Here is a 22,859-nt window from a genome sequence, read left to right on the forward strand (position 1 = left end):
GTGCGGCGGGGCGGCTCGGCCGGACAGGTCGTCCTGACGCACCCGGACGGGCGCCGCCCGGTGGTGCCCCCTGCGCGGACGGCCCCCGGCGGCGGATGGTGGCCGTCCGTGAGCCGTACCCGTCACGACCGTGGGCACGCGGTCGACGGCACGGCCGGGAACGAGGGAGGCGAGGATGCCGGAACGGAACCGGCGGGAACTGCTGGAGCTGGCCGGCCGGGGCACCCTGGCCGGGCTCGGGGCGGCGGTCCTGGGCGGCCGGGGCAGCCGGGCGTTCGCGACGGCGGCCACGCGGACCCACTTCCGGGCGCTGGTCATCGGTTCGGGGTTCGGCGGGGCGGTCGCGGCGCTGCGCCTGGGCCGGGCGGGCGTGGACACCCTGGTGCTGGAGCGGGGCCGGGAGTGGCCGGTCGCCCCCGCGAGGCCGGTGTTCGGATCGGTGGACGGGGTCACCGACACGATGTTCTGGTTCCGCCGCACCACGCGCTACCCGGGCCTGCTGCCGACGCCCGTCCGGCCGGCCCCCGGTGTGCTGGAGGTGGCGGAGGAGGACGGCATCGACATCCTCTGCGGGGCGGGGGTCGGCGGGGGTTCGGTGGTCTACACGGGCGTGACGGTCGCCCCGCCCCGCCCGTACTTCGAGCGGCTCTACCCGGCCGGACTGCGCCACGAGGAGTTCGCCCGCACCTGGTTCCCCCTGGCCCGGAGGATGCTGGGCGCCTCGCCCATGCCGCGCGACGTCTACGGCTCCGAGCCGTTCACGCACTCGCGGGTGTGGGACCGTCAGCTGGCCCGGGCGGGCTTCCGGAGCACGCCCCTCGACTCGACGTTCGACTGGGACGTGGTGCGCGGCGAGCTCGCCCACCGGGTGCCGCTCTCGGCGACCGTCGGCCGCTCCGACTTCGGCTGCGGCAACGGGGCCAAGAAGTCCCTGACGCGCGGCTACCTGCCCGCCGCCCTGGCCACCGGGCATGTGCAGCTGCGCCCGCTGCACGAGGTCCGCTCCATCGGCCGCCGGCGCGACGGCCGCTTCCGGGTGGAGGTCCGCAGGCTGGGCCCGCACGGATCGGTGCGGGGCACCGACGAGTTCACCTGCGACCTGCTGTTCGTCGCCGCGGGCACCCTCAACACCAACCGGCTCCTGGTCGCCGCCCGCGACAGCGGCGCCCTGCCCGACCTGCCCGCGAGCCTCGGCGAGGGCTTCGGCGACAACGGCGACCAGCTGACCGTCCGTTCGCAGCCGCTCGTCCGCCACGGCGCCGTACAGGGCGCGCCGTGCGCGTCGGGGGTCCTCGTCCCCTCGGGTTTCGGTCTGCCACTGCGCGCGGAGAGCTGGGTGCTGCCGGGGTTCCACGGCCTGCCGGCGGTCGTCACCCTCAGCATGACCGTGGACACCGACCACCGGGGCGCGTTCCGTTCCGACCCGCGCACCGGCCGGGTGCGGCTGACCGGCTGGCGCGGCAAGTCGGCGGCCGCGGCCCGGGCCGCCGTGGAGCTCGACCGGCGCGTCGGCGCGGCCAATCCCGGCACGCTTCCCCTCACGGTGCGGATCCCGGCCTACACGTCGCATCCCGTGGGCGGCTGCGCCGTCGGGCGCACGACCGATCTGGAGGGCCGGGTCCGGGGCGTCCCCGGGCTGTACGTCGTCGACGGCTCCCTGCTGCCGGGCAGCGTCGGCGGCGCCAACCCGTCGCTGACCATCACGGCCCTCGCCGAGCGCGCGCTGGCGCGGATCGTCGCGAACTCCGGGTGAGGGGCGGGCGGTGTCACGGCGACGGCACCCTCCCGACCTCCCGTCCCGTCCGGGCCGCCGCCCGGGCGAAGACCACGGCGTCGAGGACCGCCGCCCCGCCCGGGTCGTTGTTGAAGTACGCGTACACGTCCGCCCGTCCGGGCCACGCCTCCGCCACCCGTGCGGCCCAGGTGCCGAGCGCCCGGTGCCCGTAGCGCGGCCATGGCGTGGCCCGGCCGCCGTGGAAGCGCAGATAGCCCCAGTCCGCCGTGCGCCACAGCGGCGTGACGGGCCGGGACCCGGAGTCGGCCCAGCACAGCGCGGCACCGCGGCGCTCCAGCACGGCCCGCACCTCGTCCGTCCACCACGAGGTGTGCCGGGGCTCGACGGCGACCCGGGTGCCGGCCGGGAACCCGGCGAGCGCGGCGTCCAGCGCCGCCGGGTCGGCGCGCAGGGTGGGCGGCAGCTGGAGCAGGACGGGGCCGAGCCGGTCCCCGAGGGCCGCCGCGTGGCGCATCAGCCGGGCGACGGGCTCCGCCGGGTCGTGGAGCCGTTTGATGTGGGTGAGGTAGCGGCTGGCCTTGACGGCCATCACAAACCCCTCGGGGGTGCGCTCGCGCCAGGCGGCGAAGTTCTCCGGGGAGGGCAGCCGGTAGAAGGCGTTGTTGTTCTCCACGGTGGCGAAGTGGCGGACGTACTCCTCCAGCCACAGCCGCTGGGGCAGCCCGTCCGGGTAGAGGCCGCCGCGCCAGTCGGCGTACTGCCATCCCGAGGTTCCGACGAGGAGGGGCATGGGCGGTCCCTGGTCCTTGAACAGACGGTGACTGTCATCTACAGCAATACCCGATGACGGATCTGTTCGACTGCTCAGGAGTACGGGACCGCGCACAGGCCGCCGGTCTGTCCCGGGGCCTGGGCTCATGCGCCCACGCCCCGGGACATCACCGCTGTCGGCGGTCGTCCCGGCGGGACTTCACCCACCAGGAGCGGACGATCGGGGCGGCCACGATGACGCTGGTGACCGCCGGCGGTTCCGCGCAGCGCGCCCGGAAAGCGGGCGCTGCCCTCACCATGGGTGGGGTGGAGTGCGTCTTCTGTGCGATCGCGGCGGGCGGGCCGCCCGCCCACCGGGTCCTCGCGGACGAGACGGCGGTGGCGTTCCTGGACGCCCGGCCGCTCTTCCCCGGCCATGTGCTGGTGGTGCCCCGGCGGCACGTCGGCACCCTCACCGACCTGCCCGAGGCGGACGTGGGGCCGTTCTTCGCCCGGGTGCGGCGGATCGCCGGGGCGGTGGAGCGCGGGATGGGCGCCGCCGGTTCCTTCGTCGCCGCCAACAACCGGGTCAGCCAGTCCGTGCCGCACTTCCATGTGCACGTGGTCCCGCGCAACCGCAAGGACGGGCTGCGGGGGTTCTTCTGGCCCCGGACGCGGTACGCGTCGGAGGAGGAGGCGGAAGGGGTCGCGGCGCGCATCAGGGCGGCCCTGGCGGACGGGGGCGGGTGAGCCGCGGCCGGCCCCCGGCTTGGTGCGGCCGGGCGGGGTCGGCATAGTGGAAGGGAGACCTTTCCCGCCGGCCGGGCCGTCCCCCGGAGGCCGGAGGTGGACCATGCGATTCGACGACCGAGTGGATGCGGGCCGGCGGCTGGCCGAGCGGCTGGAGCATCTGCGCAGCGACCATCCCGTCGTGCTGGGCCTCCCCCGCGGCGGCGTCCCCGTGGCCTTCCAGGTCGCCCACGCGCTGCGGGCCCCGCTGGACGTGATCCTGGTCCGCAAACTGGGCGTGCCCTCCCACCGGGAGCTGGGGTTCGGCGCGCTCGGCGAGGGCGGGGTACGGGTGGTCCGCGACGACATCATGCGCCTGGGCCGGGTGGACGACGACGACCTCGTGGAGGTCCAGCAGGCCGAGGAGCTCCAGCTGAGGCGGCAGGCCGAACGGTTCCGCGGCGGGCGTCCGCGGGTCTCCCTGGAGGGCCGTACCGCGATCGTGGTGGACGACGGCATCGCCACCGGCTCCACGGCCTCCGCGGCGTGCAGGGTGGCCCGGGCGCAGGGCGCCCGGCGGGTCGTCCTCGCCGTTCCCGTGTCGTCACCGGACGCGGTGGAGGCGCTGCGCGGCGAAGCCGACGAGCTGGTGTGCCTCTCGGCTCCCCCGGGCTTCTCGGCGGTGGGCGAGTGGTACCGGGACTTCTCCCAGACCGAGGACGACGAGGTCGTCTCCCTGCTGCGGCACGACACCACGTCGCCGCCCAGGACCGGCGCCCACATCCACGGCCCGTCCCCGGTCAAGCTGCCGGTGGACGGCCGCACGGTCACCCTGGACGGCGACCTGACGATGCCGCCCGGCGCCCCCGCGGTCGTCCTCTTCGCCCACGGCAGCGGCAGCGGCCGGCACAGTCCGCGCAACCGTGCCGTGGCGGGCGTGCTCAACCGGGAGGGCCTGGGGACGCTGCTGTTCGACCTGCTGACCCCGGAGGAGGCGGAGGACCGGGCGAAGGTCTTCGACATCGGCCTGCTGGCCGGCCGGCTGATGGACGTCACCGGGCTGATGCGCCGCGAGTCCGTTCCTCTGTGCTACTTCGGTGCCAGTACCGGTGCCGCGGCGGCCCTGTGGGCGGCGGCGGACGAGGGCACGGAGGGCCTGTCGGCCGTGGTGTCCCGGGGCGGGCGGCCCGACCTGGCCATGGACCGGCTGGCCGAGGTGCGGGTGCCGACGCTCTTCCTCGTCGGCGGCCTCGACGGGACCGTCCTCGACCTCAACCGGCAGGCGGCGGCCCGGATGCGGTGCGAGAACAGGCTCGTCGTCGTGGACGGCGCCACCCATCTGTTCGAGGAGCCCGGGGCGCTGGACACGGTGGCGGAGCTCGCCTGCGAGTGGTTCACCGACCACCTCGGCGGCTAGGCCTGGGCTCGCCCTCGCCGAAATGATGATCACCTGAGTACCGGAACTGAGTAGGAGCGCTCAGGCGGCCCAGGTCCCCCACCAGCGAAGATGGGGCCATGACGACGCCCCCGTTCACCGGACCGCAGGCCGCCCCGCCCTTCCCCGGCCCCCCTCCCGCGTTCCCTCCCCCGTTCCCTCCCCCGTTCCCTCCCGCGCCGCCGCGCAGGCGCCGGGCGGCGGTGGCCGGTGCCGTCGCCCTGGGCGTCCTGCTGGCCGGCGGGGCGGGCACCGCGTGGTGGCTGTCGCGCGGGGAGGACGGCTCCCCGCTGGCCGGCCGGCCGAGGGTGACGGACGACGCGGCCGGGCTCTCCTACGCGATCCCCGAGGGGTGGAAGCAGAGCAAGGGCAAGCTCATCAGCGCGTTCACCACGACGATCGGCCGGGAGAAGCAGCGCGGGGAACCGGACGGCGAGCAGACCGCCACCGTCCTCGCGGGGCGGTCCGGACGCCCCGTGCCCCCCGCCGAGCTGGGCCGGGTCGCGGAACGGGCCGCCCGGTCGAACGCGGAGTTCTTCTTCCCGGACCGGCCCGCGACGCCCGAGGAATCGCGGGCGGTGACGGTGGACGACCGTCCCGCCCACACGGTCGCGTTGCGGGTGGACACCGAGAAGGACGGGCCCGCCCGGCTCCGCTTCACCCTCGTCGCCCTGGACGGGGACCGGGCCGCCTTCCTGATGGGCGTCGCCCAACCCGCCGGGGGCCGGGCGCAGCAAGAGGTCGACGCGGTGCTGGAGAGCGCCGAGGTGACCTCGCGGGGCGCGGCCGTCACCGGCTCGCGGGACACGGCCCGTTCGGCGGCGGCCCGCACCGAGTACGCCGTCGCGCGCCGGACGCCGTGACCGCCGCTACGGCGACCGGCCGGCCCTCCGGCTACTCGAAGAACTCCCGCACCACCCGTTCGGCCGCCTCGTCCGCCGCCGCCGCGGGAGAGAGCTCGCTGAGCGTGTCCAGGTCGGTGTCCTCGCTGAGCTCGGCCTCCCACGCCGCGGCCAGCTGCTCCTGCCGCTCGCGCGGCTGGGCCAGGACCTTCTCCCGGCTCGCCGGGCTCAGGGACTCCAGGAAACGTGTCAGTTCGTCGGCGGGCATGCGGGCGCCTCTCTGATCGTGTCGCGTCCGGTCGGTCCGGCGTCTCCCCCGGGGTTCTCACCGTCAGGTGTTCCAGCGCCGGGACCGCATGCCCTGCGGCCGGGGGTCTCCTCACCCGAACGGCTCACCCCCGGACGCCCCCTCGACGCCCCGCGGGCCGGTCCGCCCCCGCTCCCACGCCCTAGCCTGACGCCATGCGCGTCGCCATCGCTCTCTTCACCTCCGACCTGCGGCTCCACGACAACCCCGTGCTGCGGGCGGCGCTCCGGGCGGCCGACCGCGTCGTCCCGTTGTTCGTCGTCGACACCGGCGTGGCGGAGGCCGGCTTCACCGCGCCCAACCGGGCCGCGTTCCTCGCCGACTGCCTGGCCGACCTGGACGAGGGGCTGCGGGCGCGCGGCGGGCGGCTGGTCGTCCGCCGCGGCGCCGTGGTCGAGGAGACCTGCCGGGTCGCCGCGGAGACGGACGCGGCGGAGGTGCACCTCGCCGCCGGGGTGAGCGGCTACGCGCACCACCGCGAGGAGCGGCTGCGCTCCGCGCTGGAGGCGGACGGGCGGCGGCTGCGGGTGCACGAGGGGGTGATCACCGTGGTGGCCCCGGGCGCGGTCACGCCTTCCGGCAAGGACCACTTCGCGGTGTTCACGCCCTACTTCCGGCGCTGGTCGGCGGAGCCGCCGAGGGCCGTCACCGGCGCGCCCCGCCGGGTCGAGGTGCCCGAGGTCGGCGGTCTCCCCGTCCCCGCGGCCGCGGACCTCGCGGCCGGTGACGTGGCGCCCGGCCTGCCGCGAGGCGGCGAACGCGAGGGCCGCCGCCGTCTCGCGGCCTGGCTGCGGGACGGGGTGGGGCACTACGCCGGCCTCCACGACGACCTGGCCGCCGACGGCACGTCCCGCCTCTCCCCCTACCTGCACTTCGGCTGCCTGTCCCCCGCGGAGGTCGTGACCCGCGCCCGCGGCGGCTCCCCGGGCGCCGACGCGTTCGTCCGGCAGCTGGCCTGGCGCGACTTCCACCACCAGGTCCTGGCCGCGGTCCCCCGGGCCGCCGCCGGCGACTACCGCACACGGCACGACCGCTGGCGCCGGGACGCCGCCGAGTACGACGCCTGGCGGGCGGGGCGGACCGGCTACCCGGTCGTCGACGCGGCCATGCGCCAGCTCGCCCACGAGGGCTGGATGCACAACCGGGCCCGGATGATCGTCGCCTCCTTCCTCACCAAGACCCTCCACCACGACTGGCGCGAGGGCGCCCGTCACTTCCTCCACCACCTGGTCGACGGCGACCTGGCCAACAACCAGCTCAACTGGCAGTGGATGGCGGGCACCGGCACCGACACCCGCCCGAACCGCGTCCTCAACCCCGTCGTCCAGGGCCGCCGTTTCGACCCGGACGGCACCTACGTCCGGCGCTGGGTGCCTGAACTCGCCGGTCTCGCGGGCGGATCGGCCCACGAGCCCTGGAGGCTCGGCGACGCGGAGCGGGCCCGGCTGCCCTACCCCGCGCCCCTCGTCGGCCTCGCGGACGGCCTGGCCCGCTTCCGCGCGGCCCGGGGGCTCGGCTGAGGGCCGCGTCCCCTCGGCCGCCCGCATGAAGATGCACGTCCAGGTGTTCCGTGGGTGGATGGGGGCAGGGGCGGGGTGACCGGCCGTGCGCCGGTCGGGTACGGCAGCGAACGGGAGGTACGGTCCCATGGCCAAGCAGACGGTGGCGGAGCAGTTCGTCGAGATCCTGGCGCGGGCCGGGGTGCGCCGGCTCTACGGGGTCGTCGGCGACAGTCTCAACCCGGTCGTGGACGCGGTGCGCCGCAACGCGGCCGTCGACTGGGTGCACGTCCGCCACGAGGAGGCCGCCGCCTTCGCCGCCGGGGCGGAGGCGCAGCTGACCGGGAAGCTCGCCGCCTGCGCGGGCTCCTGCGGGCCGGGGAACCTGCACCTCATCAACGGCCTGTACGACGCGCACCGTTCCATGGCGCCGGTGCTCGCCCTGGCCTCGCACATCCCCAGCGGCGAGATCGGCACCGGCTTCTTCCAGGAGACCCACCCCGACCAGCTGTTCCGGGAGTGCAGTCACTACTGCGAGCTGGTGTCCAACCCGCAGCAGATGCCGCGGGTGCTGCGGACCGGCATCCAGAACGCGATCGGGCGCGGCGGCGTCGGCGTCATCGTGCTGCCCGGGGACGTCGCGGGCGAGCCGGCGGCCGCGCCCACCGGCGACCACGCCCTGGTCACCGCCCGGCCGTCGGTGCGTCCTGGGGACGCGGAGATCGACGCGCTCGCCCGGATGGTCGACGAGGCGGGCAAGGTGACACTCTTCTGCGGCAGCGGCACGGCGGGGGCGCACGACGAGGTGATGCGGTTCGCCGAGCGGGTGAAGGCGCCTGTCGGCCACGCGCTGCGGGGCAAGGAGTGGATCCAGTACGACAACCCGTACGACGTCGGCATGAGCGGTCTGCTGGGCTACGGCGCCGCCTACGACGCCACCCACGAGTGCGACCTGCTGATCCTGCTGGGCACGGACTTCCCCTACAACGCGTTCCTCCCGGACGACGTGAAGATCGCCCAGGTGGACGTGCGGCCCGAGCACCTGGGCCGGCGGTCCGCGCTCGACCTCGCCGTATGGGGCGACGTCCGCGAGACGCTGCGCTGTCTGACGCCGAAGGTGCGGGTCAAGAGCGGCCGGAAGTTCCTCGACAAGATGCTGAAGAAGCACGCCGACGCCCTGGAGGGGGTCGTCAGGGCGTACACGCGGAAGGTGGAGAAGCACACGCCGATCCACCCGGAGTACGTGGCGTCGATCCTGGACGAGGAGGCGGCCGACGACGCGGTGTTCACCGTCGACACCGGCATGAACAACGTCTGGGCCGCCCGCTACCTCACCCCCAACGGCCGCCGCCGCGTCATCGGTTCCTTCACCCACGGGTCGATGGCCAACGCCCTGCCGCAGGCGATCGGGGCGCAGTTCCTCGACCCGGACCGGCAGGTGGTGTCGATGTCGGGCGACGGCGGGTTCTCCATGCTGATGGGCGACTTCCTGACGCTGGTGCAGTACGGCCTGCCGGTCAAGGTCGTGCTGTTCAACAACTCGTCGCTGGGCATGGTCGAGCTGGAGATGATGGTGGGCGGCCTCCCCGCGTACGGGACGTCCAACCACAACCCCGACTTCGCGGCCATCGCCTCCGCGGCGGGGGCGTACGGGGTGCGGGTGGAGAAGCCCAAGCACGTGCGGGGCGCGCTGCGGGACGCCTTCCGGCACAAGGGTCCGGCACTCGTGGACATCGTGACCGACCCCAACGCCCTGTCGATGCCCCCGAAGATCAGCGCGGACATGGTGAGCGGGTTCGCCCTCTCGGCCGGGAAGATGGTGCTGGACGGCGGCGTGGGCCGGATGGTGCAGATGGCCCGCTCGAACCTGCGCAACATCCCGCGGCCCTGAACCGACCCCGGGGCGGGGCTACGTCCGGCGCGCGGGGCGGGCCCCGCGTCGGGAGGCTCGGGGACCGCCGGATGGGGCCGTTCGGCCCATGGCACCGCCCCGTACGATCGTTCACGATCGACGAAGCGCGACCGATGCGACCGGCGCGGACGGTGACAGGAGGGGCAGTGGAACAGGCAAGGGTCTTCTCTCCGGAGAAGCCGGTCCGGGTGTTCCTCCTGGACGACCACGAGGTCGTCCGGCGGGGCATCCAGGACCTGCTGGACGCCGAGGACGACATCACGGTCGTCGGCGAGGCCGGCACCATCGAACAGGCCCTCGCCCGCGGGCCCGCCCTGCGCCCCGACGTCGCCGTGCTGGACGTCCGGCTGCCCGACGGCGACGGCATCACGGTCTGCCGGGAGCTGCGGTCGCGGATGCCGGGGCTGGCCTGCCTGATGCTCACCTCGTTCGACGACGACGACGCGCTCCTCGACGCGATCATGGCCGGGGCGGCCGGTTACGTGCTCAAGCAGATCAAGGGCTCCGACCTGGTGGCCGCGATCCGCACGGTCGCCTCCGGGCAGTCCATGCTCGACCCGGCCACCACCGCACGCCTGATGAGCAGCCTGCGCGGGGACGAGGGAGCGCACCCGGAGGACGACCGGCTGGCCGGCCTCTCCCCCCGGGAACGCGACATCCTGGCCCTGATCGGCGAGGGCATGACCAATCGCCAGATCGGACGCCAGCTGTTCCTCTCCGAGAAGACCGTCAAGAACCACATCTCGCGGCTCCTCGCCAAGCTGGGCGTCGAGCGGCGCATCCAGGCGGCCGTCATCGCGTCGGAGGCGGCCCGGGCGGGCGGCTGAGGGCGGGCTGCGGCTCCTTCAGCCGCCGGGCCCCCGGGCCGGGCCACCGCGCGATGCCGTCTTCGGCCACGCCGGTGTCCCTGGCCGAACCGTGAGATCGCATGAAGTGCGGCCGGTGAGCCGCCTGAGGATCCGGTGGGCCGCGTGACGATCCTGTGGGCCGCGTGACGATCCGGTCGCCCTCCATCCGGGGACGGGGCGGAGACCGGCCGGGTGATCACACCCACCATTCAGTGTGAGCCGCGGCGTGTCATGGGATGGGAGAACCCGGGAGAGCGAAACGGAAGGGATGCCCCCATGACGCTGGTGCTCACGTTCGTCGGCGCGACGCAGGTCCCCAGCGGAACGGTCGGTGCCGCCTACAACCTGTGGACGTACAAGGCCGAGGGGACGTCGCAGGACCTCCCTCAGGGAAATCGGCTGGCTCTCGCGCTGGCCGGAGACATCAATGTGCTGGATCCCGCCGCCGTTCCCGGGGTGCCCGCCCTGGAGGGCACGTCCCTCCAGAAGGACCCGTCGGAGGCCCGCCAGTACGTGAGCCGTGAGATCCGGGGGACCGGGCCGCAGACGATCGCCTTTATCGCCCCGGTCCGGGCGGCCACCGGGGAAGTGCTCCTCATGAAGAGCACTCCCGGGAACCCCTTCGTCTCGATGCCCTTCGCCCTCTCGTCGGGCGGGCAGACCAGCCATTCGCAGCGGATCACCGTACCGGCCCCGGGCCTGCCGGCGTACGCGGGGCGACCGGTCGCCGACTTCGCGGGACAGCTCCCGTACGCCAGCGAGTTGTTCGGCGTCTACCACCCGCTGTCCGGGTGGCTGGGCGCGTACACGTCCATCGCCGCCTCCGAGGCACATCCCTCTTCTCCGTTCGCCAATCTGGCGTTCAACCGGTTCTTCGGTCCGGAGGCCCGCAAGCTGACCTACGCACCACTGGCCGCGCTGGCGGAGCACTACGACGACGCCGAGTCCGGTGGGCTGTCCCCCGTGGGGCTGGTGAACCTCTTCCGGGAGTACTTCTTCGAGTTCGACACCTTCCTGGGCCCCCCGGTGGGGCACATCTGGGTGAGCCCCGGCGGCTCCGTCGAGGTGGTCGAGAGCAGTACCCGGCGCACGCTGGTCGAGAAGGCGGCCGAGGTGTCGGAGGAGGTCTCCCGGAAGACCGAGGAGAGCCTGACCGAGCAGGACGACGTGGCCGACGCGGTCAAGGAGGAGAACTCCCGCGACACAAAACTCGGGGTGAGCGCCACCGGCGGAGTGAACGCGGCGATCTACCACGCCGACGTGAGTGCCAGTTTCAGCACCCAGAACACGGTCAAACGGGGCTCCGAGGCCACGCACAAGCACACCCGCACCCAGGCCGCGAAGGCCACGAGCGAGATCAAGCGCAACTTCAAGACCAGCTTCAGGACGGTGACGGAGACGACGGACACGTCGAGCCGCCGGTACATCCTGCAGAACACCACCAACGAACTGGTCAATTACGAACTGCGGCGCAAGCTGCGCAAGGTCGGACTGCAGCTCCAGCACGTCGGCTCGCGGCTGTGCTGGCAGGTGTTCATCGGCGATCCGGGCCGGGATCTCGGGCTGGGCGACATGGTCCATGTCGTGGAGGCGCCCGATCTGACAGCGATCCCCAAGCCCGAGAAGCAGACCTATCCGCAGGACCAGAAGGTGACGCACCCGCTGGAGCTGAAGTTCGTCCTGACCCATGGCGCGGACACTGACGCGGAGAACACCTACAAGCCGGACACCGACCCCAACGTCGGCATTTTCAAACCGGATGTGGGACACAACGACCTCATCAAGTTCCGCTTCGACTTCACCCTGCCGCCACCGCCGGAAGGCTTCGAGATCAAGAAGGGGGTTCCCCCGCAGGTCGACGTCCATGGCGCCCAGGTCCAGTTCACCATCGACGCCGCCACCCTCAACATGGGCGGGGGCAACCCGGATCCGGCCACGAACGCCTTCGCGCTGCGGCTGACATACGCCAACTTCCAGGGAAACAAGTCCCTCCCCATCGACGTCACCATCGTCTACACACTGAAGGCGGAAACCAAGGCGGCGATCGACAAGGCCAACGATGACGCCGAGAACGCCTACAAGAAGGAAGTCACCCGGCTGCAGCACGAGGCGTACGGGAAAGCCGTACGCGAACGGCTGCACCTGGTCAGCACCATGCGCTCCCGCACACCCGAGGACCTGCGCAGCGAGGAGCGCCGGGTGGTCTTCCGGAATCTCATCCGGCGGCTGGAGGAGGCCGATCAATATCCCAAGAAACCGGATGACTGGCCGTACCCGGAGGCGGAGGGCATCCAGCACCTCTTCGACGTGGACGAGATGCTGTACTTCGTCGCTCCCGACTTCTGGCGCCCCGGGCCGGTGCCGCCCCCTCCGGTGACCAACACCAGCACCGGCAGGTATCCGCTGCCTCCCGGCGACGAGTCGTCACCGACCGGCGGCACCGTGGCGCCCCTTCAGGGCCAGACGGTGGGCGGGTGGTATTCCCGCGCGGAGAAGTACAGGGCGGCCGACGGTGACACCGAGTGGCGGGTCGACTATCTCATCACGGAGCAGACGCGGCCCGCACCGCTGGGCAGCTCTCTGGGGTGGCTCATTCAGATCGACGCCGACGAGCGGCGCAACGAATTCCTCAACGCGGCGTGGGTGAAAGCCGTTCTGCCCGTCCGGCCCGGCCAGGAGCAGGCCGCGTTGAAGTGGCTCACCGGTGTCGAGGGAGAAGCCGGCCTCGACGTCAACTATGTGCCCCAGTCCGGCGACCCGGACAGCTACCAGAACAAGAAGGTCGGCGAGGTTCTGGCACTGCTCACCACGCATCTGAACGCGGTCAACGCCGACTACACATTCACTCAGGCCTCGGAGAAGGTTTTCGAGACCGGATTCGATCCGCTGGCGGGCGGCTTCCGGCCGGCGAAGCCCTACGAGGTCTTCGACCAGTGGGTCGAGGTCCTGCCGACCGACCAGGTGGCCGCGGTGGCCGTGAAGTACGACCCGAAGACCGGACAGCAACTGCCGTGATTGCGGAGGAGGCTCGGACGTGAATGTCTACACCGTCGAATACACGGCTCTGAAGGACCCGCCCATGAAGGAACGCAGACTGCGGGCGGACAGCTACACCGTCCACGGCGACTTCGTCGACTTCACCACCACCGACGGCCAGAAAGTATTCAGCGTCCGCGCCGAGGCCGTCGTGACGATCAGGAAAGAAGCCGCTTCCGCCGAGCCGGCGGGCTGACCGCGGTGTACTGCCCTGCCCGCGCCGGACGGTACGGCCCCGAGGCGTAGCCGATGCCTCCAGTGGAATGGCGCGTCACCGTGAACGTCGGCAACGCCAGCGGTGTGCCCGTCGACGGCGCGCGGCTGACCCTGCACATCTCCTCGGGCGGCCAGGTGCAGCACAGCCCGCAGATCGTCCTCTCCGGCGCGACCCACACCTTCCTCGCGCCGAGCGATGCCCAGAGCATCGTCTGCGAGCTGCGTCATCTCCGCTACGCGCCGCTGCACATGGCTCTGGTACGGAGTCCCGGGGAGACCGTCTGGCGCTGGCTCAACGCCACCCGTCGCGTCCGCACCACCGGACACGACGTCGAGGTCCTGGCGACCCTCGGCCGCATTCGACCGGTGCCGGTCAGCCACATCCCGGAGGCGGAACTGTTCCGGCGGGCGGCCGTGCACCAGCCCGCGTTGGAGAAGTTCAGGGAGACGGACGCCCCCCGGAAGGCGCGTCATCTGCCCCTGACACAGCCGGACTTCGTGCCGCTCGACCCGGACTTCCGAACGGCGCTGGTGAACCGGGACCGCACCGCCTACCGCCTCCAGCAAGTACGCCAGCCGGCGATCTCCGAGTTCCTCGTCGCGCGGCCGGAGCTGTTCTCCGACGCGCCGGCCGCCGAGGGGTGGCGCCGGTTCGCGACCAGCAAGGCAGCCGTCGACCCGCAGCGGGAAGGGCGGTTCTATCTCGTCGAGTACGGCGATGTGGGCGACGATGCCGGCGGCACGCGATTCGCCGTGGGCGTGTGGGTGCCCCACCGGCTCCACGACCCCAAGGCGGAGAAGCTCGACTTCGTCGTCTGGCTGCACCCCTCCGTCACCAACAACAAGCGGCACTACCCCCAGGTCCATCCGCCCTTCCGGCCGCCGTACCCCTACGGCATCTTGGCCACCATGGGCAACGGGAGTGCCATCGCGACACAGCGGTTCATCGAGATCCCGATCACGCAAGTGCTGGAGGGGCGCTTCCTCGCCTACCAGCTCGCCGCCGCGCACCGGTCGGCGGTCATCGTCGTGCCCGTCGCACCGTCCAACCACTTCGAGCCCTTCGTGGCCCCGGCGACCCTGATGCGACTCCTCAAGGAGCTCTGTCTCTGGATTCCGCGGGACGTCCCCCGCGGCGCCGAGGCCGCCGTGCACCGGCCCTCGCCTGCCGTCGGACGCATCGTCGTCAGCGCGTTCAGCTCAAGTGTGAAACAGCTCCACGACCTCACCAAGGCCGGTGGCCTGACGGGCAGCCTCCCGGATTCCCTCTTCGACGCCCCGCACTGGTGGGCGCCGCCCCGTCCCGACGGCTCCGCGAACGACGTGGTCGAGTTCGACCGCGCCTGGAAGGAGCAGTGGGCGATCGACGGGTTCACTCCACAGTTCCTCGACTACGCCGATGCGGCGGCCTCGTGGGTCCAGCTCGGCGACCGGCGGCTGCGGATCTACAAGAGCAGGTTCACCGGCGGCTGGAACCTGCCGACGCCCCGCCGTGTGGGGGCATGGGCCGACCTGGTGAAGCGCCTCCGCCTGCAGCCTCAGGTCCACAGGAGCGGCGGCCTTCGTGCGGTGAGCATGAGCGACAAGGGCTCCGTGGTCCATGCCGTGTCCATCCCGGACGAGTTCGTCCTCGGCCCGGAAACCGGACCCGACGCCGCACTCAAGCCCACGCTGAAACCCGACAGCGCCCACGAGATGATGTCCCTCGTCTTCTTCGGGCACGCCGCGGTCACCAGCGGGCTCACCATCGCCCCCTAGCCTCGGAGGCGGGGGCCGATCGCGATTCTCAGGACGGACCGCTCTCAGGACAGACCGTCCTCAGGCAGACCGTTCTCACGACGGACCGCACTCCCCTCAGCCGTCCCAGCTCCATCCCTCGACCTCCGGCAGGTCCGTCCCGTGCTCCCGGATCCACGCGTGGTGGCGCGTCCGGACGTCGGCCATCGCCTGCCGCACCCCCGCCGCGCGGACGGCCAGGCCGGGGACGCGGTCGATGACGTCCATCACGAGCCGGTAGCGGTCGAGGTCGTTGCGGACGACCATGTCGAAGGGCGTGGTCGTGGTGCCCGTCTCCTTGTAGCCGCGGACGTGCAGATTCGGGTGGACGGGCCGCCGGTAGGCGAGGCGGTGGATCAGCCACGGGTAGCCGTGGTAGGCGAAGACGACGGGCCGGTCGCGGGTGAACAGGGCGTCGAACTCGTGGTCCGGCATGCCGTGCGGGTGCTCGCCGTGCGGCATCAGCCGGGCGATGTCCACGACGTTGACGAAGCGTACGGCCAGGTCGGGCAGGTGCCTGCGGAGCAGCGAGGCGGCGGCCAGGGCCTCCTGGGTCGGCACGTCCCCGGCACAGGCCAGGACGGCGTCGGGCTCGCGCCGCGCGTCCTCGGTGCCGGCCCACTCCCAGATGCCGGCGCCGCGGGCGCAGTGGGCGCGGGCCTGGTCCAGGGTCAGCCAGTCGAAGCAGGGCTGTTTGCCGGCGACGACGACGTTGACGTAGTCCCGGCTGCGCAGGACGTGGTCGGCGACGGACAGCAGGGTGTTGGTGTCGGGTGGCAGGTAGACCCGGACGACCTCGGGGCTCTTGTTGAGGACGTGGTCGACGAAGCCGGGGTCCTGGTGGGAGAAGCCGTTGTGGTCCTGGCGCCAGACGTGGGAGGTGAGGAGGTAGTTGAGGGAGGCGATGGGCCGGCGCCAGGGCAGGGTGCGGGAGATCTTCAGCCATTTGATGTGCTGGTTGACCATCGAGTCGACGATGTGCACGAACGCCTCGTAGCAGGAGAACAGCCCGTGCCGGCCGGTGAGGAGGTAGCCCTCCAGCCAGCCTTGGCAGGTGTGCTCGGAGAGGATCTCCATGACGCGCCCGTGCCGGTCGAGGAGTTCGTCGGTCTCCAGGGTCTCGGCCTGCCATGCCTTGCCGGTGGCCCCGTAGACGGCCTGGAGCCGGTTGGAGGCGGTCTCGTCCGGGCCCACGACGCGGAAGTCGCGTCGCTCCTCGGTGGCGGTCATGACGTCCGCGAGCAGGCCGCCGAGGACTTCGGTGGGCTCGTGCCGCCCGGCGCCCGGCCGGTCGACGGCGACGGCGTGGCGCTCCAGCGGCGGCAGCGGCAGGGCATGCAGCAGCAGCCCGCCGTTGGCGTACGGGGTGGCGCCGAGCCGCCGGGCGCCCTCGGGCACGCAGGCCAGTACCTCGGGCGTGGGCAGGCCGTCCGCGTCGAACAGCTCCTCCGGACGGTACGAGCGCAGCCACTCCTCCAACTGCCTGAGGTGTCCGGGGTTGTCGCGGACGCCGGACAGCGGCACCTGGTGGGAGCGCCAGGTGCCTTCGACCGGGAGGCCGTCGACCTCGCGCGGGCCCGTCCACCCCTTGGGCGTGCGCAGCACGATGACGGGCCACGAGGGCCGGTCGGTGATGCCCTCGTCGCGGGCGGTGCGCCGGATGGCGGCGATGTGGTCGAGGGCGGTGTCCAGGGCGGCGGCCATGTCCCGGTGCACCTGTTCCGGGTCGTCGCCCGCGACGTGCAGGACGTGGTGGCCGTAGCCGTGCAGCAGCCGGTCGAGCTCGTGTTCGGGGAGGCGGGCCAGGACCGTGGGGTTGGCGATCTTGTACCCGTTGAGGTGCAGGATCGGCAGTACGGCGCCGTCGCGGACCGGATCGAGGAACTTGTTCGAGTGCCAGGAGGCCGCCAGCGGGCCGGTCTCCGCCTCGCCGTCGCCGATGACGCACGCCACCAGAAGGTCCGGGCGGTCCAGGGCGGCCCCGTAGGCGTGCGCGAGGGAGTATCCGAGCTCCCCGCCCTCATGGATCGAGCCCGGCGTCTCCGGGGCGACGTGGCTGGGCACGCCGCCGGGGAACGAGAACTGCCGGAAGAGCCGTGCCATCCCGGCCGCGTCCCGGGTGACGTCCGGATACGTCTCCGTGTAGCTGCCCTCCAGCCAGGAGTTGGCGAGCACGGCGGGGCCGCCGTGGCCGGGCCCCCATACGCACAGGGCGTCGAGCCCCCGCTGCTTGATCACCCGGTTGAGGTGGGTGTGGACGAGGTTCAGGCCGGGCGAGGTACCCCAGTGCCCGAGCAGGCGCGGCTTGATGTGCCGGGGACGCAGCGGTTCGGTCAGCAGTGGGTTGTCCATCAGGTAGATCTGTCCGGCCGCCAGGTAGTTGGCGGCGCGCCAGTGGGCGTCCAGGGCGGACAGTTCCCCGGCGCTGGGCTCCCGGTCGGTCGGTTCCGCGGTCAGTTCCCCGTCGGTGAGGTCCGGCATGGTTCCCACCGTTCCACCTTCCGGGGGCGGGCGCCACGGGAGCCCGGACGAAACGCACGAGTGTTCGCCGCGGGGTGGTATCGGCCACCCGCATTCGCGAAGGCCGGCCGGCCTGATCGCTTCGTCCGGTTCCCCGAACGGCCGCGTTGATCGTTTCCGGCCGCAACGCAACCCCCGGAACGGGTGAACGAAACCCACAGGGATGAATCGCACAAGCAATCCCGGCGCCCCACCGCTTGGGGCTGCTGACCTATTGACCTCCGCCCGTACTGACGACCGACGAATCGCCCGCGCGGCGCCGTGACGTACCTCGTTCGAGCCCCGTTTCCCGATCGCTTGTTCCGACAGGGAGGTCAAAAGGGAGTGCAGACGCATCACCGCCACGACGGTCACAGCGACACCACCAGGAGGCGCCCGGAAATCGAACACGTGATGTCGATCCTGCCCGTACAACCACATGGGGAGCTGGTGTGAAGGGGAGCACGAAGAAACGCGGGGACAGCGGACCGGGAACGGAGGAGGGGGGCTCGGAGTCGGAGCGGCTGCTGTTCGGCGGGCGTCTGCTGTACGCCGCGCGGTGGGCCGACCACCACAACGCGTTCTTCGAGATGTCGCTGTGGGAGATGGCGCTGCAACTGCCCCGGCTGGTCGCGTTCACCGTGCGTCTGGCCTGGCGCGCCGATCACCGCGCCCTGTGGACCGTCGGGGCCGGAGAGCTGGTCCGCGGTATCAGTCAGGCCGTCGGTCTGATCGCCGTCAACAGCGTGCTGGCCACCGTGCTCTCCGGGAGCGCGATCGGACACCGGGTCCAGGCCGCGATCCCCGCCATGATCGGCGTCGCGGTCACCGGCGTGATCGGCGCGCTCGCCACCGCCGCGTCCACGGCGGGCACCGGCCGGCTGGAGCCGAAGGTGGAGCGGGTCGCCACGGAGATGTACCTCACGCACGTCGCCAAGGTCGAGCTGGCCGCCATCGAGGACGCCGGCTTCAACCGGCTGATGGATTCCGCCCAGTACGGTGCCGGTGCGGCCCGTCGCATGGTCAACGTCTGCACCGGCGTCGTCGGCTCGCTGGTGAGCTTCGTCGCGGCCGCGGGCGTCCTCACCGTCCTGCACCCGGTGCTGCTGCCGCTGCTGATCCTGATGACCGTGCCGCGCTCATGGGCCTCGCTGCGCAACGCGCGTGCGAGGTACGCGAGTTACCTGCGGTGGATGCAGCACGCACGCGCGGGGCGGCTGCTGGCGCAGACGCTGATGCGTACCGGTCCCGCTCCGGAGATCCGCGTCCACGACGTCGGCCCGTTCCTGCTGCGCCACTTCCGGGGCATGTCGGAGGCGTCCGAGGCCGAGCAGTCCCGGCTGGCCGCGAGCCGGGCCCGGGTCCGGCTCGTCGCCTCCGCCCTCACCGGGCTCGCCGCGGCCCTGACCTACGCCTGTCTCGGCGCGCTGCTGGCCACGGGGGTGATGTCGCTGTCCATCGCGGGCACCGCCGTCCTGGCCATCCGCAGCGGTGGCCAGAGCCTGACCACTCTCGTCCTGCAGGTCAACAACCTGTACGAGGAGTCCAACTACGTGGCCGACCTCGAACGGCTCTTCGTCGAGGCGAAGAAGCACACCATCCCGGTGGGCGGCGCCGCGGTGCCGGACGAGGTGTCGCTGATCCGCTTCGAGAACGTCACCTTCCACTACCCCGCCGATGAGAGCGACGCGGCCGATGGGATCGACGCGCACGATGCACAGCAAGGCACCGAGAAACGCCCGGCGTTGAAGGGGGTGACACTCGACATCCCGGTCGGCAAGATCGTGGCGCTGGTCGGGGAGAACGGCTCGGGCAAGACGACCGTCTCCAAGCTGCTGGCCGGGCTGTACCAGCCGGACACCGGCGCCGTCCGGTGGGACGGCGTCGACGCCCGCACCCTGGACCGCACCCAGCTGTGGGCGCGGATCGGCATGGTCAGCCAGGACTTCCACCGCTGGCCGTTCACCTGCCGCATGAACATCGCCGTCGGCCGCACCGACCGCCCGGTCGACCGGGCGGCGGTGGAGGAGGCCGCCGCCTACGCCGGGGCCGACACCATGGTGGAGGAACTGCCGCGCGGCTGGGACACCCTGCTGTCGAAGGGGTACAAGGGCGGGCACCAGATCTCCGGCGGGCAGTGGCAGCGCCTGGGCATCGCCCGCGCCCGCTACCGCGACGCCGGCATCCTGATCGTCGACGAGCCGACCTCCGCCCTGGACGCGAAGGCGGAACTGGAGGTCTTCGACCAGATCCGCAAACTGGCCGACAGCGGGCAGACCGTCGTCCTGATCACCCACCGCCTCGCCTCCGTCCGGCACGCCGACCTCATCCACGTCCTGGACAAGGGCGAGCTCCGCGAGTCCGGCACCTTCGAGGAACTCCTGCACCGTCCGCCGGCGGGCGTCTTCCGCGAGCTGTACGAGATGCAGCGCGCCCAGTACCACGAGGTCACGCTGCCCGGTGCGCGCACACCGGCCGACGCGGCGGAGGGGAGCCGGGTGCGGTGAGTGTCGGGCGGGCCGCACGGACCCGCGCTTCTTCGCGCTGAAGCCGCGGTCCGGAATCCCTGTGTTCCCGCGTGGTCACCGGATGCGCCGCGTCCGGTGACCACGCGGGCCGTACGGCCCGGCGCTCCCCAGGTGCTCAGGCGTTGCCTTGCGGCCCTTCCGCGCCCACGCCTGGGGAGAGGCCGACGGCCTCCCGATGGGCGAGCCACCCCCTCACGGGCCACTACCACCGCATGATGGTCGTACCGAGCCTGTCCGGAAAGCGGCCCTGACCGGCGCGGGCCGGAAAGAATCGTTGTTCCGCGACAGTCGCACCGCGACCCGACCTCCCAGCTCCTGCCGACTCCCACCCGCCGGACGAAGAGAGACGAAGGGAATCGCTACGTGGTGATCGAAGACCCGGCTACGTACTGGGACCAGTTGTGGACGGACGGAGCCCGGTACCGGCCCTTGGACGAGACCGAGACAACCGCCCTGGAGCAACACGCCGGGGCCGGTGAAGGCCGCGCCGCACTGGACATCGGCAGCGGCGACGGCTCCCTCGCCCACCACCTGGCCCGGCTCGGCTACACCACCATCGGCATCGACTGCGCCCCTGCCGCCGTCGGCCTCGCCGCGGAAACCGGCGCCACCGGAGTCACGTTCCGGGAGGCGGACATCGAAGGCCCGGAACCACTGCCCGCGCCCGAGCAGCCGTTCGCCCTGATCACGGCACGCCTGGTGTACGCGTTCATCGCCGACAAGCCGTCCTTCCTCCGACGCGTACGCCACCTGCTCTCCGACGACGGTCTGTTCTGGGTCGTCTCTCCCCTGGCCGACCGCCTGCGCGAGGACCGGGCCGGGATCGGCATCACCGCCGACGACGAAATCCTGCTGACCGGAGGGTGGTCGAAGGTTCACATGACGGACCTCGACATCATGCGCTGCTACGCCCTGCGGCCGTAAGGCATGCTACCGAGCAGTGTTCTGACCAAGCAGCAGTGGTTCTTCCGGCAGTTCGGAGGGCTGACCCGATGGCATACGACGAGGTGCTGGCGGACCGGGTCCGTCAGCGCCTGGAGCACGCGGACCTGGATGCCGCGGAGAAGGAGATGTTCGGCGCGGTCTGTTTCCTGGACCGGGGGAACACGGCGGCCGGGGTGGCCGGGGACGACCTGTTCGTGCGCGTCGATCCCGACGACATGAGCGACGCCCTGGCCCGGCCCGGCGCGCGGCCCCACGAGTTCCGCGACCGGACGTTGAACGGCTGGGTGTACGTGGCGGGCGAAGTCCTCGACGACGAGGTCCTGGACGCATGGCTGCGGGCGGCCTGGGAGGCCACGGCCGGGCTGCCGCCCAAGTGATCCCTGACCCGGCGGCTTCATTCCTGCGGATCTCTGTGGACCGTGGGCTGTCAGCCGTTTCGCCGGCGCAGGCGAGGGATGACCTCTGTCGCGAAGCGTTCGATGAAGGGTGAACGGCTGCCCGGGAGCGGGGCCGGCATCGGATGAGCGACGATCAGTGAGATGGGCAGGCGGGTGTCGAGTACCCGGGTCAGCTGGTCGGCGACCTCGGTGGGGGTTCCGTGCAGGGAGAAGGCGTCGGCGACCTGGTCCGGCAGGAAGGAGACCACCTCGCCGGAGGCGCGAAGATCGGGTGCGTGGTGGAAGTCGGGCCAGACCTTCGCTCTGAGTTCTTCGATGGGCGGGCCGTTCCACTCGAACCCGGGCGGGCCGAACAGCTGGGGTGAGTACTCGTAGTATCCGGCCGCCATGGAGCGGCTGATCAGCGCAGCGGTTTCGCGGTCGTCGTCGAGGACGGTGTGGAAGACGGCACCGATGCGGATCCGGTCCGGGTCACGGCCGGCCGCGGTGGCTCCGGCCCGTACCGCGTCGATGGCCGCCCGCAGGTTGGCCGGGTGACGTCCGACGCGGATGAACACGCCGTCGGCCGTCCGGCCGGCCATGTGGAGTGTGCGCGGGCCGCCTGCCGCGACCCAGACGGGGACCGGAGCGGCATGGGTCAGCCGGGCCCGCCGTGTCGTGGCGGGCACCTCGACGTCCTCCCCGGCCAGCAGCTGCCGGGTGGTGGTGACGGCTTCGGCCAGACGGGTCACGGTGGCTGGACGCTCGCCCATCAGGCGGACGGCGGTGTCACCGACCCCGTAGGTGAGCATGGTCCGGCCGGGGGCCAGTCCGGCGACGGTGGCGATGGACGAGGCGATCACCGCCGGGTGTCGCATCACCGGGTTCTCGATCAGCGGTCCCAGCCCGATACGGGTGGTGCGTTCGGCTGCGAAGGCCAGGTTCACGTAGGGGTCGCGCAGCATGAGCGGGGTCGAGGGGATGAACGCGTAGTCCCAGCCGAGGCGTTCGGCCCGCCGAACGTCGTCGGCGAAGGCCGGGGGCGAGGTGAAGTCGAACCGGTTCACCGCGAATGCGGGCATGCCTGCCATACGGTTCCTCCGCCGGTGTCGCCGGTGGGATGTGAGGGTGAGCGGTGGCTCGGGGGCTCCGGGTTCCGCTGTCCGGGCCCTGACCGGCCGCGCTCGGCTCTTGACGCTGTCGCGGGCTGTGGTGGTGCTGAATCCATGGTGCCCTTGGTCACGCGGTATCGCTCACGAGGCGGCCCTGGCCGCGCGGCCGGCTTCGGTGGTCCGGAGCCGGAGCGGGCTCAGCCGATGCGGATGTCCACGCCCGGGATGTCCTCGACGACAGGGGCCGGGGGCGGGACCACAGCGGCTGCCCCTCCCCACCGCCTCACCGCCTCACCGGCAGAGCGGCGTGCGG

Annotated in this window: 17 protein-coding genes; 13 read left to right on the top strand and 4 right to left on the bottom strand. The window is 72.2% G+C overall.

Annotation, left to right across the window (positions count from 1 at the left end; all coding sequences use genetic code 11):
- Window positions 1-175: 175 nt before the first annotated feature.
- Window positions 176-1,753 carry a GMC oxidoreductase gene (locus HN013_RS10445; RefSeq protein WP_171165486.1) on the top strand — a complete coding sequence of 526 codons (1,578 nt, stop codon included), beginning with the start codon at window positions 176-178 and terminating at the stop codon, window positions 1,751-1,753.
- A 13-nt stretch (window positions 1,754-1,766) separates the two neighbouring features.
- Here the strand turns inward: HN013_RS10445 and HN013_RS10450 are convergent, their stop codons facing one another.
- Window positions 1,767-2,525: a DUF72 domain-containing protein gene (locus HN013_RS10450; RefSeq protein WP_171165488.1), complete on the bottom strand. Its 759-nt coding sequence runs from the start codon at window positions 2,523-2,525 to the stop codon at window positions 1,767-1,769.
- A 278-nt stretch (window positions 2,526-2,803) separates the two neighbouring features.
- Between HN013_RS10450 and HN013_RS10455 the strand changes: the two genes are divergently transcribed.
- The 3 genes from HN013_RS10455 (at window position 2,804) to HN013_RS10465 (ending at window position 5,512) form a co-directional block, all read left to right on the top strand.
- Entirely contained in the window at window positions 2,804-3,235 is a 432-nt protein-coding gene (locus tag HN013_RS10455; protein ID WP_171165722.1) for an HIT family protein, read from the top strand.
- A gap of 103 nt (window positions 3,236-3,338) precedes the next feature.
- Window positions 3,339-4,631, top strand: coding sequence for a phosphoribosyltransferase (locus HN013_RS10460; RefSeq protein ID WP_171165490.1), 1,293 nt, complete (start codon window positions 3,339-3,341; stop codon window positions 4,629-4,631).
- A 98-nt stretch (window positions 4,632-4,729) separates the two neighbouring features.
- Window positions 4,730-5,512: a hypothetical protein gene (locus tag HN013_RS10465; RefSeq protein ID WP_171165492.1), complete on the top strand. Its 783-nt coding sequence runs from the start codon at window positions 4,730-4,732 to the stop codon at window positions 5,510-5,512.
- A gap of 31 nt (window positions 5,513-5,543) precedes the next feature.
- Here HN013_RS10465 and HN013_RS10470 read toward each other — a convergent pair whose 3' ends face one another.
- Window positions 5,544-5,759: a hypothetical protein gene (locus HN013_RS10470; protein WP_171165493.1), complete on the bottom strand. Its 216-nt coding sequence runs from the start codon at window positions 5,757-5,759 to the stop codon at window positions 5,544-5,546.
- 194 nt (window positions 5,760-5,953) lie between these two features.
- On the opposite strand from HN013_RS10470, the gene HN013_RS10475 reads away from it, so the two are divergent.
- The 6 genes from HN013_RS10475 to HN013_RS10500 all read left to right on the top strand — a co-directional run bounded on the left by HN013_RS10475 (window position 5,954) and on the right by HN013_RS10500 (window position 15,067).
- On the top strand, window positions 5,954-7,318 hold the full coding sequence (locus tag HN013_RS10475; protein WP_171165495.1) for a deoxyribodipyrimidine photo-lyase: 1,365 nt from the start codon (window positions 5,954-5,956) through the stop codon (window positions 7,316-7,318).
- Window positions 7,319-7,445: 127 nt separating this feature from the next.
- Entirely contained in the window at window positions 7,446-9,188 is a 1,743-nt protein-coding gene (locus tag HN013_RS10480) for a pyruvate dehydrogenase (RefSeq protein ID WP_171165497.1), read from the top strand.
- A gap of 167 nt (window positions 9,189-9,355) precedes the next feature.
- Window positions 9,356-10,036 carry a response regulator transcription factor gene (locus HN013_RS10485; protein WP_171165498.1) on the top strand — a complete coding sequence of 227 codons (681 nt, stop codon included), beginning with the start codon at window positions 9,356-9,358 and terminating at the stop codon, window positions 10,034-10,036.
- Between the two features lie 297 nt (window positions 10,037-10,333).
- A complete protein-coding gene (locus HN013_RS10490; protein WP_212764187.1) occupies window positions 10,334-13,072 on the top strand; it encodes a hypothetical protein in 2,739 nt (912 codons plus the stop codon).
- A gap of 19 nt (window positions 13,073-13,091) precedes the next feature.
- Window positions 13,092-13,289, top strand: a complete 198-nt coding sequence (locus tag HN013_RS10495) for a hypothetical protein (protein ID WP_171165500.1) — start codon at window positions 13,092-13,094, stop codon at window positions 13,287-13,289.
- Window positions 13,290-13,342: 53 nt separating this feature from the next.
- Window positions 13,343-15,067 (top strand): hypothetical protein, encoded by a 1,725-nt coding sequence (locus HN013_RS10500; protein ID WP_171165502.1) that lies wholly within the window; start codon window positions 13,343-13,345, stop codon window positions 15,065-15,067.
- A gap of 96 nt (window positions 15,068-15,163) precedes the next feature.
- On the opposite strand, the gene HN013_RS10505 is transcribed toward HN013_RS10500, so the two are convergent.
- Window positions 15,164-17,566, bottom strand: coding sequence for a phosphoketolase (locus HN013_RS10505; RefSeq protein WP_249374917.1), 2,403 nt, complete (start codon window positions 17,564-17,566; stop codon window positions 15,164-15,166).
- A gap of 470 nt (window positions 17,567-18,036) precedes the next feature.
- Between HN013_RS10505 and HN013_RS10510 the strand changes: the two genes are divergently transcribed.
- From HN013_RS10510 to HN013_RS10520, 3 genes are all read left to right on the top strand, one after another.
- On the top strand, window positions 18,037-20,091 hold the full coding sequence (locus HN013_RS10510) for an ABC transporter ATP-binding protein (RefSeq protein ID WP_171165504.1): 2,055 nt from the start codon (window positions 18,037-18,039) through the stop codon (window positions 20,089-20,091).
- A gap of 384 nt (window positions 20,092-20,475) precedes the next feature.
- Complete coding sequence (locus HN013_RS10515; RefSeq protein ID WP_312018558.1) at window positions 20,476-21,036, top strand: class I SAM-dependent methyltransferase; 561 nt, start codon at window positions 20,476-20,478, stop codon at window positions 21,034-21,036.
- 68 nt (window positions 21,037-21,104) lie between these two features.
- The gene (locus tag HN013_RS10520; RefSeq protein WP_171165506.1) at window positions 21,105-21,434 is read left to right on the top strand and encodes a TfoX/Sxy family protein; all 330 of its coding nucleotides are present in this window, start codon (window positions 21,105-21,107) and stop codon (window positions 21,432-21,434) included.
- 50 nt (window positions 21,435-21,484) lie between these two features.
- Here the strand turns inward: HN013_RS10520 and HN013_RS10525 are convergent, their stop codons facing one another.
- On the bottom strand, window positions 21,485-22,516 hold the full coding sequence (locus HN013_RS10525; protein ID WP_171165508.1) for an LLM class flavin-dependent oxidoreductase: 1,032 nt from the start codon (window positions 22,514-22,516) through the stop codon (window positions 21,485-21,487).
- Window positions 22,517-22,859: the final 343 nt, after the last annotated feature.

Source organism: Streptomyces sp. I05A-00742 (assembly GCF_013055795.1).
In the GTDB taxonomy this organism is placed as follows: domain Bacteria; phylum Actinomycetota; class Actinomycetes; order Streptomycetales; family Streptomycetaceae; genus Streptomyces.